General features: G+C 64.6%; 11 protein-coding genes. 9 read left to right on the top strand and 2 right to left on the bottom strand.

Annotated features, from left to right (window positions below; genetic code table 11):
* Positions 1-87: 87 nt before the first annotated feature.
* Positions 88-786: an RNA polymerase sigma factor gene (locus H1B27_RS00550; protein ID WP_197964578.1), complete on the bottom strand. Its 699-nt coding sequence runs from the start codon at positions 784-786 to the stop codon at positions 88-90.
* 747 nt (positions 787-1,533) lie between these two features.
* Here H1B27_RS00550 and H1B27_RS00545 point away from each other — a divergent pair.
* From H1B27_RS00545 to H1B27_RS00535, 3 genes are all read left to right on the top strand, one after another.
* Positions 1,534-3,714, top strand: coding sequence for a hypothetical protein (locus H1B27_RS00545; RefSeq protein ID WP_311976907.1), 2,181 nt, complete (start codon positions 1,534-1,536; stop codon positions 3,712-3,714).
* A gap of 589 nt (positions 3,715-4,303) precedes the next feature.
* The gene (locus H1B27_RS39895) at positions 4,304-5,080 is read left to right on the top strand and encodes a hypothetical protein (protein ID WP_246515033.1); all 777 of its coding nucleotides are present in this window, start codon (positions 4,304-4,306) and stop codon (positions 5,078-5,080) included.
* A gap of 13 nt (positions 5,081-5,093) precedes the next feature.
* Entirely contained in the window at positions 5,094-5,630 is a 537-nt protein-coding gene (locus tag H1B27_RS00535) for a hypothetical protein (protein WP_197964576.1), read from the top strand.
* 122 nt (positions 5,631-5,752) lie between these two features.
* Here H1B27_RS00535 and bamA read toward each other — a convergent pair whose 3' ends face one another.
* Entirely contained in the window at positions 5,753-8,266 is a 2,514-nt protein-coding gene (gene bamA, locus H1B27_RS00530; RefSeq protein WP_197964575.1) for an outer membrane protein assembly factor BamA, read from the bottom strand.
* Between the two features lie 293 nt (positions 8,267-8,559).
* Here bamA and H1B27_RS00525 point away from each other — a divergent pair, with 293 nt between their 5' ends.
* The 6 genes from H1B27_RS00525 to H1B27_RS00500 all read left to right on the top strand — a co-directional run bounded on the left by H1B27_RS00525 (position 8,560) and on the right by H1B27_RS00500 (position 16,700).
* Entirely contained in the window at positions 8,560-8,928 is a 369-nt protein-coding gene (locus H1B27_RS00525) for a hypothetical protein (protein WP_061880508.1), read from the top strand.
* A gap of 902 nt (positions 8,929-9,830) precedes the next feature.
* Positions 9,831-11,390, top strand: a complete 1,560-nt coding sequence (locus tag H1B27_RS00520; RefSeq protein WP_246515031.1) for an efflux transporter outer membrane subunit — start codon at positions 9,831-9,833, stop codon at positions 11,388-11,390.
* On the top strand, positions 11,387-12,619 hold the full coding sequence (locus tag H1B27_RS00515; protein ID WP_197964574.1) for an efflux RND transporter periplasmic adaptor subunit: 1,233 nt from the start codon (positions 11,387-11,389) through the stop codon (positions 12,617-12,619). Before H1B27_RS00520 ends, H1B27_RS00515 begins: the two co-directional genes overlap by 4 nt.
* A 1-nt stretch (position 12,620) precedes the next feature.
* Complete coding sequence (locus H1B27_RS00510) at positions 12,621-14,582, top strand: MacB family efflux pump subunit (protein WP_197964573.1); 1,962 nt, start codon at positions 12,621-12,623, stop codon at positions 14,580-14,582.
* A gap of 91 nt (positions 14,583-14,673) precedes the next feature.
* Positions 14,674-15,387, top strand: coding sequence for a response regulator (locus H1B27_RS00505; RefSeq protein ID WP_197964572.1), 714 nt, complete (start codon positions 14,674-14,676; stop codon positions 15,385-15,387).
* Positions 15,384-16,700 (top strand): ATP-binding protein, encoded by a 1,317-nt coding sequence (locus tag H1B27_RS00500; protein WP_197964571.1) that lies wholly within the window; start codon positions 15,384-15,386, stop codon positions 16,698-16,700. The genes H1B27_RS00505 and H1B27_RS00500 overlap by 4 nt, the downstream gene beginning before the upstream one ends.
* Positions 16,701-16,817 lie beyond the last annotated feature (117 nt).

Below are 16,817 nucleotides of genomic sequence, written 5' to 3'. Positions count from 1 at the left end.
GACGCGGACCGCAGCCCCGTCCGTTCGCTCAAACGGCGGAGCGCGAGGAGATCAGGCGCGAAAATCTTCGTGAGGTGATTTTTATGGTTAGCAGTCGGTAAACGCGGTGCGGATGTCGCGCTCGTGCTTGCGCAGGAGCTGGCGAAGCTGCTGGCGGCCGCGCTTGAGCAGCGACTCGACGGCGGCGACGGTTGTATCCATCACCTGGGCAATCTCGCCGTTGCTCATGTTTTCGTGGTAGGACAGGATCACCGCGACGCGCTGCTGCTCGGGCAGGCGCTGCATCGCGAGCTCCAGCATGTCGTTCAGCTCGTTGCGCTCGATGAGCTCGACGGCGCCGGGCTGATTGTCGGCGACTTCCGGCACGGCCTCGACGTTCTCGGTGCGCGGCTTGCGACGCAGATCGATGCAGCGGTTGGAGATGACACGGTAGAGCCAGGTCGAGAATTTGGCGCGGCCGTGCTGCCAGCGTCCGCGATGGCTCCAGATCTTGAGCATAGAATCCTGCACCACGTCCTCGGCGTCCGCGGCGTTGCCGACGATGCGCAGCGCAATGGCATAGGCGCGATCGATGTGACGCTCGACCAGCATGCGGAATGCGACTTCGTCGCCGGTGGCGAGCTTGTCCAGGAGTTCGCTGTCCTCGTCGTAGACGACATCGGCGGCATCAGGCTGCCCGCCCGGCGCGAGCGGCGCGGACGGCATCATAGGCACCGTCTCTTCGGCCGGCACCGTCGTCGCGATCTCGGCCTCGGCGGGAGCCCAGACATCAGCAGCGTAACTCATCCCGCAACCTCCAACCCGCAATGCCCGCGGCGCCCATGCCACACGGCTTCCAAGCGTTGAACGCGGGACGACAGCAATCCAAGCGGTGAATTTCCTTTGTTTTTCAATATGTTACCTGGTCATTTTTTGCCGAGTATCGGGCAATAATTGCCGGTCGCGCGATCATCTTGCGCGTCGTACCTGCAATCATCACATCGTCTCGCGCCATGGCGGATCGTTCATCCTGAGCAGATGTCGTCGAGAGAAAACGCTGACATTACGCGGCACTAGGTGATCAGACGCGACACGCGACTGGTGCATGAAGAGACAATTGTTTCCGAGTGTGAATGAACGCGAGACGACTTCTGCACCCGGCAATTTTTTCCGAATCACCATTTTCGAACCTAGCGATTTTTTTGAATCTGTCAGTCGCGACGAACGCGATTTCGAATCGCGCGTGAACTTTTTTCGTATACGTGGCGCCTGACTCGACACATGCGCACGTTAATCGTCCTGGTGACGGGGAATTGCAGCATGAAGATCGCAACGAGTGGCACGGAGCGCCGCACGCAAATTGTTTCTGCTTGGTCATTCGATGTTTTCGATACATTTCTGCTTCGCGCCTGCGCGACGCCGGATGGCGTATTTGAAAGGACTTACGAGCTTTCGGGCATTTCACGATCTTGTCCGAATGTTTCCACGAGTTTCGTTCAGCATCGTATCCAGGCCGAAGCGCGTGCACGCCGGACCGCGAAGGAGAAACGCGGCGTGGGCGAAGTGCACATCGACGAGATCTATTCCTATTTTCCGTTCAGGCTCTTCGGTCTGGCGCGCGGCGACCTGACAGATCTGGTCGAATCGGAGTTTGCGGCGGAGATCGAGCTCTGCCGCGCCAATCCGGACATGCTTTGGCAATATCAGGACATGAAGCGAGCGGGCCACCGCGTCGGATTCATCTCCGACACCTATTGGGATGCCGACCGGCTGGCGCGATTGCTGCGGGCTTGTCATCCCGGCCTGAGCTGGGACTTTCTCTACGCATCCTGCGACCACGGCAGCAGCAAGAGCGAGTCGCTGTTCGCGACGTATCTGTCGGAGCAGAGCATCGACGCCAGCGCCTCCTTTCACGTCGGCGACAATGAAAAGGCCGACATCAGGGCCGCGAAGCGCCACGGCATTCGCCCGCGCTACTATCCGCAGGCCACCGCCCAGCTTGCGGCGAGGTTTCAGCGCGAGACCGCGCTGTTCGAGCTGTTGTGCACGGGTGCGCCGTCTCGGCTCGATCACGGCGCACGCACTTTGCGGCGCATGGTCGTCGCGCGAAGCGCCGAGAGGTCGCCGGCCTTCCATTTGGGAGTGACGGTGCTCGGCCCGGTGATGAAGGCATTCGATGCCTTTGTTGCACGGCGCTGCGAAGAGGTCGCAGGTCCCGGCCGAAAGGTCGCCCTCGGCTTCCTCGGCCGCGACGGCTTTCTGCCGCACCGGATCTGGCAGCAGTTGCACGGCATGACTTCGGCCTATGTCGAGATCAACCGCCGCGTCAGCCTGATCGCCTCCGCCGACACGATGCAGCCGATCATCGATCTTCTGGGCAAGATCCTGAAGATCGACGCTCCAACCTTTCGCGACATGATGAAGATCCTGCCGCCGAAGGTCACCGCGTTCTTTGCGAAGTCGCCCGACGGCATCGTGACGGGCCTCGAGATTGCCGAGGCGCTGCCGGGGCTGATGGGAGCGGATGAGATCGGCGAGCTCGCGGCCGGCCTGCGCGCGAGGTTGCTTTCCCATCTGCGCCACGTGATCCCTGGCTTCGACGACTGCACCGATCTCGTGCTCGCCGATCTCGGCTATTCCGGGAGCGTGCAGAAGGCGCTGCGTCGGATCTTCAAGCTGGAAGGCCTCGACATACGCCTCCACGGCGCCTATCTGATCTCGCTCGATGACGCCTTCGACGACGTCGCCGAGGAGGACAGCGCCACGGGCTTCATCTCCGACCTCGTCGTCACGCCCCATGTCAAGCGCATGCTGATCCGCAACATTGCGCTGCTGGAGCAGGTCTGCTGTTCGGCCGACGGTTCGGTCCGGGACTATGACGGCGGCACGGTGCTGCGGGAGATCAATCCGCGACCCACCAGCCAGATCACGCTGGCGGCAGACATCCAGGCCGGCACGCTGGCCTTTGCGGAATGCGCCGAACAGGTCGCGGTGGATTTTCGTCTGAGCCCCTATGCCGCGCCCGACGTCGCCGCGCGGTGGTGCGCGGCGACCTTGGCCCGGCTTCTGCTGCTGCCTGATGAGGACGAGCTGGCGCTGCTGGGCGAACTGAAGCATGACGTCAATCTCGGCACCCATGCGCTGGCGCCAATGATCGACGGCGACTACATCCGTCGGCAGATCACCGCCCGCGGTCTCTCAGCCGCCTGCACGACATCGGCACCGCCGATGTGGCTTGCGGGTTGCTTTGCGCGCCTGTCGGCGTCTCACTCCTATCTCTACACGCTGTTCGGTGCCAACCGCCTGCCGGCCGACGTCTTCGAGGACAGGCCCTGCGGCCAGGTCCAGGTCGGACTGTTTCGCGGGAACGGCGAAGCGACGCTGGAGACGGTGACGCTTCACCGCAACGGCCTCGGCGAGCTGCGCGTCCGTATTCCGGTCTCGCGTGCGATGGGTATCGCCACGATCGTCCTGCCGCTGCCCAAATTCGCCGCCGAAGGTCTGCTGCATGGCGTGACGATCCAGAGCGCCGCCGATGTCCGCGACGCCGCGGAAAGCCAGAGCGTGGTCGGCATCGCGGCTGAGAGCCTGGTCTTCGCCGGGATAGAGCGGAACGGCGACCATTATCGCGCCCAAAGCGAGGATGGCTGCCTGCTGATCCCGGTCGCCCCCATGACCGAGGATATCGCGATCTACTCCGTGGCAATTACGCCGCTTGGCGCCCATCCCAAATAGCCCGCCTGATCGCATCGCCTCGACCGTTGAAGTCCAGGGCTGAGACCGGGGGGTACGGAATTGACGGACGAAGACCTTGATCGGCTGTTGCAGTCCGGCGGCGTGAGGCTCGGCCGGACCCAGCGCGACCGCCTGGACTGGCTGTTCAAGCAGTATGGCGCGCCGCGCGACGATTTCAGCGAGTGCCGGCGGAGCGGCGTCATCATCCTCAAGGAGCCGCCAAGCGGTGCGGCCGCCGAGCTGTTCTGCCGCTCGCTGACGCCCGCCTGCGCCGTCGTCATTCCCGGAAGCGAGAACCCCGGCTTCGACTTTCTCAAGTCCAAGCTGACCGAGTTCGGCACTGTCGGCCCCTGCGGCGCGGACGGCCCGCATGAAATGTGGTGGGGCGGGATCGGATGGTCGAAATTCCTCGCCGCCGCCGATTCACCCACCGTCCGTCCGCGGATCGTCTCCTGCTACCCGCGCGGCTGCGACGCAACCGCGGCCTTCGCGCTCCGGCATTCGCTCGAACGGTTTGACCTCGCCTGCCACATCGAGCCGATCGACACCCAGCTCGGCGACCGCATCCTCCTTCGAGAAGGCCAAGTTCATGATGCGGATGTGGAACAAATATCGCGAGCCGCTGCTATTCGTCGAAGCCGGCGCGGTGGTGCGCGAGGCGCCGCTGCTGCCGTCCTTCCTCGGCTGCGACGTGGCCTTGCACAAGTGGAATCGCTGGGAGATGTCGGCGCGCACGCTCTATCTCGGCCGCACCAAGGCTGCGGAGATGATGCTGCGCACATGGCAGCAACTCGCCGCGTCCTATCCTGCGATCTGGGAGGGCTATCTGATCGATCAGGCCTGGAGCCTGACGTCGTCGCAGGTGCCGCTCGACACCGTATGGCTGCCGCGATCCTATCACGCACTGAAAGGCGACCTCGGCGCCTCGCGCGCCACGATCCTGCATGACCAGCAGACGACGACGCTGGAGCTCGGTCCCGATCCCGGCTTTGCGCGCATGGTGCGCGCCGCCCGTCGCGCCGGCCGCACCGGCGCGCGCGACGCCTTCATGGTGATGACCTCGAAAGCCGAGACCGGCAACGGCATCGCCGTGATCCTGCGCAACGTCTCGGCCAGCGATGCCGGCGCGGTGGCCGCGGCTGTGGAGGCCGTGACCGGCGCCTATGCCGCCGATTGCGGCGGGTACAGCCGGCTCGAGCTGTCGCTCTGCGCCTGGCAGGACGACGTCGGTGCCGCGCGCGAAGCCGCCGCCCAGGCGCGCTACCGCATCCTGGAGATCGCGCCGGGACAGCGCATCGCCAACGACTTCTTCGCTGCCCACGCTTCCGACGAAGCGCTCATGACCGCTCGCCACCTCCTCCCCTGACGGACACCTCACGATGATCAAGACCATCATCCTGCTCACCGACACCGTGCAACGACAGCAGCCGCTGGCCAATCTGCTCCGCGAGCACAATCGCGATCTCTCCTTCTGCTCGGCGCTCCGCGCATCGGACCTCAGCGCGATCGAGCCTGACATGCTGAACGAAGCACGGCTGATATCCTTTGCGGCCGATGTCGCAGTTCCCGAAAAGCTCCTGCTCCAGCTCGGCTATGGCACCTACAAGTTCTACGCCGCTCCGGTGCAATATCCGGGCTTGCCACCGGCGCCCGACGAGAGCGACGACGATCCGCGTTGCTATTCCGTGATCGCGCAATCGATGATGATCTGGCCGGATTTCAAGAAGGTGGTCGGCCTGGAGACCGTGACGATTCCGGACGGCACCGTTGCTGCCGACCGCGAGCGGATGGTGTTATCTCGCCTTGCGTACCTGTTCTGGCAGATGTCGGGCATGATCGCCGGCGAGGCCACCGATCTCCCCGGCATCATGGAGTCCAGTGAAAACCGGCGTCCAGCGCTCGCGATGATGAACTAAGGGCCGCCAGCGCGGTGCGGAGCTGCGCGGAGAGCGACTGGCGGTGCTCCGGCGCCGCGATCGCGATCGTCCGGCGCGCCCGCGCGGCAAGGCCGCAGCCGCGCACAGCGGTGGGCGCCCAACTAGAACGAAGTGCCACCCCCAAACCTGAACTCCTGAACCGTGTCGTATTTGCCCTTCGTCAGCGGCACGGCGTAGTCGAAGCGCAGTGGCCCGAACGGCGAGGCCCAGATCAGGCCGACGCCGACGGACGATCGCACCGTACTGCCGTCGTCATATTGCAATCCGCAGGTCGGGCACGCGTTGGTGTTGACTTCGCCGGTGGCCGACCATGAGGTCGGCCCCTGGTAGCCCCAGAGCGATCCGGCATCGGCGTAGACCGCGCCCTTCAGGCCAACTTCCTTGGGCAGGAACCAGAACGGCATCTGCAACTCCATCGACGCGCCCCAGTATTTCGTGCCGCCGAGCGCATCGCCGCTCGAGCCCAGGCTCCAATAGGTGATGTCGCGCGGACCGATACCGTTTGACGCGAAGCCGCGCACGAGGTTCGGCCCCATCTGGAAGTGATCCAGCATGCGCAGGTCCTGGCTCCCGAGCTTGCTGAGGAGACCGCCCTGGAGATGGATCACACTGACGATGTCGGACACGAGCGACGTGTAGTATTTGGTATCCAACGCCGTCTTCAGATAGGTGACGTCACCGCCGACACCCGCGAAATCCTGCTTGAAGTCGACCAGCAACCCGTCCGTGGGGTTCTTGGTGTTGTCGAGCGTGTTGTAGTTCAGCGTGTAGCCGAGCGCCGACGTCCAAGTCGCGCCGTTCGCCAGTTCCCGCCGGACCGGCAGGCTCGACTCACCGTCGCCATAGCAGCCGTATCCGTAAACGCCCGAATCCGTGGAATTGGTCGGGTCCACGCCGCCCAGAACACTCCTGATATAGGCCGGCGTCGGATTGAAGGCCAGCGACGCGTTCGATGCGTTGTTGTTGCAATTGTTATAGGCGCTGGCGAGCGTGATGCTCTGCTGATAGAGCGAATAGCGGAGCTGGAGTGAGAGGTCCTCGCGCAATGCAAAGCCCAGGCGTGGAGAGAAGCCCAGCGTCGTCACGCCGTAGCTCGTGTAGCTGTTCGACAATTGCTGGCGCCAATAGGTGTCGATTCCGAGCGCCAGCCGGTAGTCGAGCAGATAAGGCTCGACGAGGGACAGCGATATTCCGCGGGAGTATTGACCGTAGCTGACCGAGACCTTGCCGTACAGACCGCGACCGAGCAGGTTGCGCTCGGAGACCGACACTTCGGCCAGAGCGCCGTCGGTGGTGGAGTAGCCGCCCGAGATCGAGAAGTCGCCGGTCGATTTCTCTTCCATGTCGACGATCAGGATGACGCGGTCACTCGACGAGCCCGGCTCGGCCGTGATCTTCACGCTCTTGAAATAGTCGAGGTTCTTCAGGCGCCGCTCGGCGCGATCGACCAGCGCGCGGTTGTAGGCGTCCCCCTCCGAGAGATCGAATTCGCGGCGGATCACGTAATCGCGCGTGCGGGTATTGCCGCGCAGGGTGATGCGCTCGATATAGGTTCGCGGGCCTTCGTCGACATTGAACACGACGGAGACGGTGCGCGCCTCGAAATTGCGGTCGCCTCCGGGACGGACCAGGGCAAAGGCATAGCCGCGGCGCGAGGCCTCGATCTGCATGTCTTCGGTCGACTTCTCGACCGATTCGACGTTGTAGAGCGAACCGACATGGACTCGCGAATAGACGCGCAGCGAGGATGGATCGAAGTTCGGAATGCTGGAGCGGAAGTCGACTGCGCCGACACGGTACTGCGCCCCCTCCTCGATCTTGAAGGTGACGAGAAAGCCCTTTTTCTCGGGATCGTATTCAGTGAGCGCGGCGACGACCTGGACGTCGGCAAAACCATTCTTGAGGTAGAAGCGACGGATCAGGTCGCGGTCGGCCTCGACGCGGTCGGGATCATAGATGTCGTTGCTGCCGAGAAAGCTGAGCAGATTGCTTTCATGGGTCTTGATGACGTCGCGCAGTCGCGAGGCCGAGAAGGCGTTGTTGCCGATGAACTCGACGGACTTGACCGGAGTCTTGGCACCCTCCTCGACCGTGAAGATGAGATCGACGCGATTATTCGGCTGCTCGATGACCTCGGGCGTGACGCGCACGTCGTAGCGGCCGGAGCGGCGATAGATTTCGGCGATTCGCAGCGTGTCGGACTGCACCATGGCGCGGGAGAAGGTGCCGCGCGCCTTGGACTGGACTTCGGCCGAGAGTTGCTCGTCCTTGATCTTCTTGTTGCCCTCGAAGGCAACGCGGCCGATCACGGCATTTTCCACCACGGAGACCACGAGGCGGCCGCCGGACTGACTGATCTTCACGTCCTGGAACAGGCCTGTCCCGATCAACGCCTTGAGTCCGTCATCGAGGGCGGATTGATCGAGGCGACCGCCGGGGCCGGGCCTGAAATACGAGCGGACCGTCTCGGCCTCCACCCGGCGATTGCCCTCGACTACGATCGTCTCCACGCCCTGCGCAGCCGCCGGTTGCGGCAACAGCACGACGGGAATTGAACTCGCAATCGATACACCACTCATCGCCACCGCGATCAGCAAGCCCCGCAACACCGACATTCCACACCTCAAGAGCACCTGTTGCTCTGAAACGAAACGGCTGTGGCCGCGATGTGGCTTTGAGATTGCTGTACTGTTTCCGGTCGTTGAAATTGATTGGCGGGTCGGTCGCGCGAATACGGCGCCCTGACGACCGCGTGAGCCTTCCGCGGCCAGCGGCCGACGTGCGGACGGTCTCGTACGGGCCGACCAGGCAAGCGCGCAGCAACATCCCGCAACGCCTGAATTCTTTACAGCCTCTGAAGTCGGTGCGAGAGGCGACGGCATCAGGAATTCGCACGGGGCATTTGCCGATGAACGCGCTTGTCATGACCAGAACGGTGCTGGTCGTCCTCCTCACCTCGACCCTCACCGCTCATGCCGCAGCCACGCGCAAGCGCGATCGACAGCAAGCAATGCATGATGTCGTCTATGAGTATGGTCCGCACGGGCCCAATCGGTCCTACCAGTCCGGTCCGCATACGCGCATCTATGTAAGCAAGCGGTCGTGGCTGGATGGCGGGACCGAAGTGCTTCCCGGCGATCGCAAGTTCACCGACTACGCCTTGCCGCCCGGCACGTCGTTCGCACGCGAGAACAACAACCGGCCGCTCGACCGTCAGCCCCTGAGCCCGGATTCGGACCTGGGTGGATTTGCGCAGCGAATCCCGATCTCCTGGTGAGTGGGCTCCTTTCTGTCCCCGACGCGGCGCAACGCTTCTCAACTCGCACTGACCAGACACATCTTCGCGTTCTCGCGGCCGAATTCGCCCGAGTTCTGCTTCGTCGCTCACCCTCTCGAGCCGAGAGGGCACAGGGAAGACCGGGTGCTGACCTCGCACCCGCGGTCCGCTGCGCGAAAATGGAGCGCAAAGAGACCGCACAGCAGCATACAGGTGGTGCCAATCACTCGGCCTTCCCTGCGCGATGGTCGGACGGCTTATGCCGCGCTCTCCCGGGAGCCGAGTTCGTTCTGGCCTCCCTCACCCTCGCGAAATTCACCGACCTCCGCGCCGGTTGACGCGACTGCCGCCTCCGCAAGAGCTTGACCGTAGCAACGACGGCCAGGACCACACGGTTTTGCCGTACGCGCGGCCCGCCATTTCGCCGCAGTTTTCCCAGCCCTGTCGACGGAGCCGGAAACTTACAGGCGAGACGAAGCCTAGCAGCGCCGTTCGTCCGCGCGCGGCCACGGGCTCACCGGGGACTACCCTCCCTGCCCGCACCTTTCGTGCCCGACGCTGCCGCGTCCACCGCAAGCCCGGCTCGCGACAATGACGACCTCACGATCGCCCCTCAAGAATGAGCCGGGATGGACGACACATACGACAAATCCGAATTTCGGTAAAGTGGAATATTTTCGCAACGAGGGCTTGACGCAGCGGCAAAACAGGGTCGACGTCCGGCCTGGCAGGCACCGTGCGGCGGGGCCCGAGATGCCCCGCAACATCTGTTTACATCCAGCAATATTCCGGCTGCCGAAAGGCCACGATCGCGCGGCTAGTGGGCCCTGTTCGTCGTACCCTTCCGAAGGCCATGGGCACCGCACGTCCCGCGGCAAGGCCCATGGATCTCAACCGATTTGATGCCGTCACACTTGTTCGCCGCAGTTCTCACGCCATCCACAGAGGAGAACCATCACCCGACGCCGCCCCCACTGCGCGCCGGCCTGTCGCGCGCCGGATCGGCCTGCGTCGCGCTGATGCTGGGTGCTACATTGGTTGGCTGCGCCGTCGGGCCGGATTATGCGGGGCCGCCCGGGCTGGACATGCCGTCGCATTGGAGCGCGCGACCTACGTCCCGGCGACAAGCCGGCACGCTGGATCGCTGGTGGCAGCGGCTGCGCGACCCCCTGCTCAACCGGCTGATCGAACAGGCGGTCGATGCCAACCCCGATGTCGCCAAGGCGAAGGCGGTCGTGCGCGAGGCGCGCGCAACGGTGCAACAGACCGGCGCCGGCCTGTTTCCCTCCGTCAGCGGCTCGGCCTCGGTGACCAACAACAAGACCAGCGCGGGCTCCGCCTCGGCCGTCGTCGACACAGCACCCTACAAGCTGCACCAGGCGAGTTTCGATTCGAGCTGGGAGCTCGACCTGTTCGGCGGCACGCAACGGAGCATCGAGGCAGCGGTGCGTGGGCAGCAATCGGCCGAGGAGGATCTGCGCGACAGCCTCGTCACGCTGATCGGCGACGTTGCCGCCTATTATGTGGAGGCGCGCGGCTACCAGGCGCGGATCGCGCTGGCGCAGCGAACATCGGTCTCGATGCGCGACACCGAAGAGCTCACCCGCAGCAAATACGAAGCCGGCAGCGGCAACGCCGTCGATCTCGCCAAGGCGACTGCACAAGCGGCGAGCACGGAGGCGAACGTTCCGACCTATCAGGCGGCGCTTGCGGCCGACATTCACCGGCTCGGCATCCTGCTCGGGCGACCGCCCGACAGCGTCGCTTCGCTGATGGCACGGTCCGCGCCCGTGCCTGCACCGCGCATGCCGTTGCCCACGGGCTTGCCCGCCGATCTCCTCATGGGCCGCCCCGACGTCGCCAGCGCCGAGCGCAAGCTCGCCCAGGCAACCGCCAAGATCGGCGCGGCCGAGGCCGACCGCTATCCTGCGGTGTCGCTGACCGGCTCGGTCGGCACCTCCGCGCTGCGCGCCGGCGATCTCGCAAAATATTCCAACGTGAGCTGGTCGGTGGGCCCCTCGGTCACGGTGCCGGTGTTCGACGCGGGCAAGCGCCTGGCGACCGTCAAGATCGCCGAGGCGCAACGCGACCAGGCGTTCGCGACGTTCCATTCGACCCTGCTCACCGCCCTTGAAGACGTCGAGAACGCGCTGGTGTCGATTTCGCAGGAGCGCGTCCGCGGGGTCAAGCTGGCCGAGGCAGCAAAGAACTACCGGGAGGCCGCCCGGCTGTCGCGATCGCTGTTCGAGACCGGCAGCGCCAGCTTCATCGACGTGCTGGACGCCGAACGCTCGCTCTACTCGGCTGAGGATTCGCTGATCCAGAGCAAGGTGTCCGCGGCCAAGGATTACATTTCGCTCGCGAAGGCGCTCGGTGGCGGCTGGTCCGATCCGGTCGATACGTCGACGCCGATCATCGCGGACACCAATACAGGACCACACTTCCGGGAGACGGCGAAGTGACTGATATCATCACCGCCAAGCGCGTGAAGATTGCCGCCGCGGTGGTTGCCGTCGTGGCAACCGGGGTGGTGGCCGCCATGCGCTCTCCGGGGACCTCGAGCAAGGCACAGTCCTATATCACTGCGCCGGTCACCGTCAGCGATCTGCGCGAGGAGGTGCTCGCCAGCGGCACGCTCAAGCCGGCACGCCTGACTGCCGTCGGCGCGCAGGTGTCGGGCCGGATCACCGCCCTCAATGTCCGCGTCGGCGACTCGGTCAAGGCCGGCGACGTCATCGCCCAGATCGACCCCGTCACCAAGCAGAACGATCTGCGCAGTTCGGAAGCTTCGCTCAAGAACTACCGCGCTCAGAAACTCGAGAAGGAAGCCGCGTTGGTGCTGGCGGAAGCCAACCTCGCGCGACAGCAGGCGACACTGGCGCAGCGTGCCACCTCGCGCAGCGATTTCGACAGCGCGGATTCGACGGTGCGGCAGACCCGCGCCCAGATTGCCGCGCTCGAAGCTCTGATCGTGGGAGCCGAAGCCAGCGTCGAGACGGCGCGAGTCAACCTCGACTACACCAGGATCACCGCGCCCATCGACGGCACGGTGCTCGCCACCGTGGTGCAGGAGGGACAGACGGTCAACGCGGTGCAGTCCGCCCCGACCATCGTCGTGCTCGGCCAGCTCGAAACCATGACGGTGCGGGCGGAGATTTCCGAGGCCGACATCGTCAAGGTCAGGCCGGGCCAGGCGCTGTATTTCACCATCCTCGGCGACCAGGACCATCGCTACGAGGCCAGGCTGGAGCAGATCGAGCCGGCGCCCGAATCGATCAAGAGCGACGCCAGCTTCTCTTCGACCACCACCTCGAGCTCGAGCACGAGTTCGAGTTCGTCGAGCTCCACCAGCACCGCCATCTACTACATCGGCGTCTTCAACGTCCCCAACAGGGATCTTTCGCTGCGGACCTACATGACCGCCGAGGTGCACATCATTACCGGTGAGGCCAAGCGCGTGAAGGTCATCCCCGCGCTCGCGCTGATGCGAAAATCCGACGGCCGCAGCACCGTCCGCACCCTCGATGCGTCGGGTGACGTGCGCGAGCGCGAGGTCAAGACCGGCCTCAATGACCGCACCACGGTCGAGATCAGGTCCGGCCTCGACGAGGGCGACCGGGTCGTCACCGGAGAAGCCAGCGAGCAGACCGCATCGCCCAGCATGCCCGGCGGCCCGCCGGGAGGTCCCTGAGATGGCCGATCCGATCATCGCCCTCGAGAACGTCAGGCGGGAATTTGCGGCCGGTGACACGCGCGTGGTTGCGCTCGACGATCTGTCGCTGAGTATCCAGCCTGGCGAGATGGTGGCGATCATCGGCTCGTCCGGATCCGGCAAATCGACGCTGCTCAACATTCTTGGCTGCCTCGATCGCCCGACCTCCGGCACCTATCGTGTCGCCGGCAAGAACGCCTCCGAACTCGACGCAGACGAGCTGGCGGCGCTGCGGCGCGAGCATTTCGGCTTCATCTTCCAGCGCTATCATTTGCTCGGCGACCTCTCCGCCGCCGAGAACGTCGAGATCCCGGCGATCTATGCCGGGATGAAGGCGCGGGAGCGCCGCACGCGCGCAGAGCAGCTGCTCGCAAGGCTTGGTGTGGACGACCGGCGCGGCCACCGCCCGAACCAGCTGTCGGGCGGCCAGCAGCAGCGCGTCTCGATCGCACGGGCACTGATCAACGGCGCCGAAGTCATCCTGGCGGACGAGCCGACCGGCGCGCTCGACCGGCGCAGCGGCGAGGAGGTCCTGAAGATCCTGAAGGAGCTGCACGGCGAGGGACGGACGATCATCATCGTTACCCACGATGCCGACGTCGCCGCGCGGGCCGAGCGCATCATCGAGCTGCGCGACGGCAGGATCGTTTCCGATCGCCGCACCGAGACCGCAGGCGTATCGGCACCGCCTGTCGCGGCGGCTCGGGCCCCTTGGGATAGCGGCCCCGGCTGGCCCCGCGCGCTGCGGCGCCTGCGGGAAGCCACGCGGATGGCGCTGGTGGCGATGGCCGCGCACCGGCTGCGCGCCTTCCTGACCATGCTCGGAATCATCATCGGCATCGCGGCAGTGTCCTCCGTTGTTGCGCTGGGCAACGCCTCACAGCGCAAGGTGCTGTCGGACATTTCGAGCCTCGGCACCAACACGATCGAGGTGTTTCCGGGCAAGGACTTTGGCGACGCGCGCGCCGGCAAGATCAAGACGCTCGTCCTCGGCGATGCCCGCGCGCTCGGCCAGCAGAGCTTCATTGCCGGGGTCACACCGACGGTCTCGACCAGCACGACGGTGCGCTACCGCGGCAACGAATCGAACGTGCTGGTCAACGGTGTCGGCGAGAGCTATTTCCAGGTCAAGGGCGCCAAGCTGGCGAAAGGCCGCCTGTTCGACTCCGACGCGGTGCGCAACATCGAGCGGCAAGCCGTCATCGACGACAACACCCGCAAGACCTTCTTCGCCGACGACCAGACCTCGGGGATCGGCCGCGTCATCTGGCTCGGCAAGGTGCCCTGTCGCATCGTCGGCGTCATCGCCCAGCAGCAGGGCGGCTTCGGCTCGAACCAGAACCTTTCGGTCTATCTTCCCTACACCACGGTGCAGGCGCAGTTCACGGGCGACCGCTCGCTTCGCAGCATCCTGCTCCGGATCAGCGACGAGATTTCGACCACGCTGGCCCAGGACGCGGTCACCACGCTGCTGACGCAGCGGCACAACGTCAAGGATTTCGTCATCCTCAATACCGACGACATCCGCCGCACCATCACCAGCACGACGCAGACCCTGGCGTTCCTCGTGGCGGCGATCGCGGTGATCTCGCTGGTCGTCGGCGGCATCGGCGTGATGAACATCATGCTGGTGTCCGTCTCCGAGCGAATCAACGAGATCGGCGTGCGCATGGCGGTCGGCGCCAGACGCAGCGACATCCTCCAGCAGTTCCTGGTGGAGGCGACCTTGATCTCGTCCATCGGCGGCATCGCCGGCATCCTCGTCGCGATCCTGCTCGGGACGCTGGTCAACATGGCGATGCCCGGATTCCAGGTCAGCTATTCGCTGTTCTCGATCGGCGCGGCATTCCTGACCTCGACCGGGATCGGGGTGGCCTTCGGTTTCTTCCCCGCCCGCCGCGCCGCCTTCCTGGACCCCGTGGTGGCGTTGAGCCGTGACTGACCGTAGGATTGCAGACATGACCGTAGTTCTTCGGGCGAGACAATCGTCCGCAAATCGATCAACGATCGGCAGCCCCGATGCGATCTCAAACATGACCAACGGCACCCAGAACATCCTGATCGTCGAGGATGACCGGCAGACCCGCGACCTCATCGCGCGCTATCTGCGGGAGCATTCGTTCGAGGTCCACCTGGTCACGAACGGCAGGGAGATGGACCGGCATCTCTCGCAAAACCGGGTGGACCTGATCGTGCTCGACCTGATGCTGCCGGGCGAGGACGGTCTGAGCCTCTGCCGCCGCGTGCGCATGGAATCCATGACGCCGATCATCATCCTCACCGCGAAGGGCGAGGATCTCGACCGGATCCTCGGTCTCGAGATGGGGGCTGACGACTATCTGCCGAAGCCGTTCAACCCGCGCGAGCTTCTCGCCAGGATCAACGCTGTGCTGCGCCGCCAGGCGAGCGGCCGTGCCGCCGCCGGCGCGGCGACACGCCTGAAATTCCTGGGCTGGATCATCGATCTTCGTTTGCGGGAGTTGCGCGATCCCGAGGGCGCGCAGGTGCCGCTGACCAGCGCCGAGTTCGATCTGCTGCAGGCTTTCTGCGAACGGGCCGGACGCATCCTCACCCGCGACAATCTCCTGAGCATGACGCGCGGCCGGCCCGGCGGCAGCTTCGGCCGCAGCATCGACGTGCTGGTCAGCCGGTTGCGCCGCAAGCTCGACCGCACCCAAGACACGTCCGTGATCAAGACCGTCCGCACCGGCGGCTACATCTTCACGCCGGTGGTGGAGGAAGCATGAGACGCGCCGCCGACATCGTCGCGCTGTTCAGCTTCAGGCGAATCAGCGGCCAGATCGCGGCCTTGGTTCTAGGATCACTGATCCTGATCCATTTGCTGATTGCCGGATATTTTCTGCTCAACCGGCCGAACGTTCTGACGGACAGCCCCCTGAAGCAGTTCGAGCTGATTGCGAGGATCATCGTCAATACGCCGCAGGGAGAGCGAGATGTCGTTCTCGAGAACGCCAGCCGGACCTTTCCGGCGCTGAAGCTGCAGTTGAGAAGGGATGTTTCCGCCTCCACCGCTCCATTGCCGGAGCGGACGCGCATGGCCACCCCCTCGACTATCGGAGGCCCGGTCGATCTCATTCGCGGTTCCACACCGGAAGACAATCGCCTCTGGTTCTATCTGGCAAACGGCGACGTGCTCGAGGCGACGATCGGGACATTCAAGATGCCTGACTTCGTGAGCGGCCTCTGGACGAGCACGCTCCTGTTCCTGGTGGCAAGCGTGACGCTGCTCGGCATCTGGGCCGGCCGCGCGCTCAGTTCACCCCTGTCGGCCTTCGCGCGCGCGGCGGAGGACTTCAGCTTGAATCGCTCGTCCGAGCCGTTGCCTGAAAACGGTCCGGAGGAAATCCGATCCGCGGCGAGAGCGCTCAACCGGATGCGCGAACGCGTTACCGCACTGATGAACGATAGAACTCGAATGCTGGCCGCCATCAGCCACGACCTGCGCACCCCGATCACGCGCCTGCGGCTGCGCTCGGAGTACATCGAGGATCCGGCACAGCGCACCCAGACCGTACGCGACCTCGATCAGATGCAGTCGATGCTGGAGTCGGTGCTCTCGCTGCTGCGCAGTGAAAGCGCTGCCAGACCGACACTGGTCGACGTTGCCGCGCTGCTCCAGATGGTTTGCGACCAGTTCTCCGATAGCGGCTACGCGGTGCACTATCTTGGTCCGGACAGAGCCGCGTTCATCGTCCGGCCGGACGAGATCATCCGCGCGGTCACAAACCTGGTCGAAAACGCCACGCGCTTCGGAACCGAAGTCGGCGTCGAGCTCCTGATCTCCGGCAACCAGATCGTCATCGACGTCGTCGACGACGGCCCTGGAATACCCGATGAGAGGAAGGCGGCGATGCTGGAACCCTTCGTGCGAGGAGAGGAAGCCCGCACCATGGACGAAACGGCGGGATTTGGCCTCGGCCTCTCGATCACGCAGGCGATCGTGACCGCGCATGACGGAACGCTGCTGCTGCTCGACAACGAACCGAGGGGTCTTCGCGTCCGCCTGCTGCTTTCCAATGCGGGCCGTAGCCACGATTGAAGCAGAGGTGGCCCCTCTCCTTCGGAAACCATGGCAATAGGCGAAGCCTGGCTATGTTGCGTATTGGTGCGGAAGCGGATGCGTCAAGCAAAGCCACGCTGGCATTACGAGTCATCG

The organism is Bradyrhizobium diversitatis (assembly GCF_016031635.1).
In the GTDB taxonomy this organism is placed as follows: Bacteria; Pseudomonadota; Alphaproteobacteria; order Rhizobiales; family Xanthobacteraceae; genus Bradyrhizobium; species Bradyrhizobium diversitatis.
This window is presented reverse-complemented; position numbering and strand designations above follow the sequence as displayed.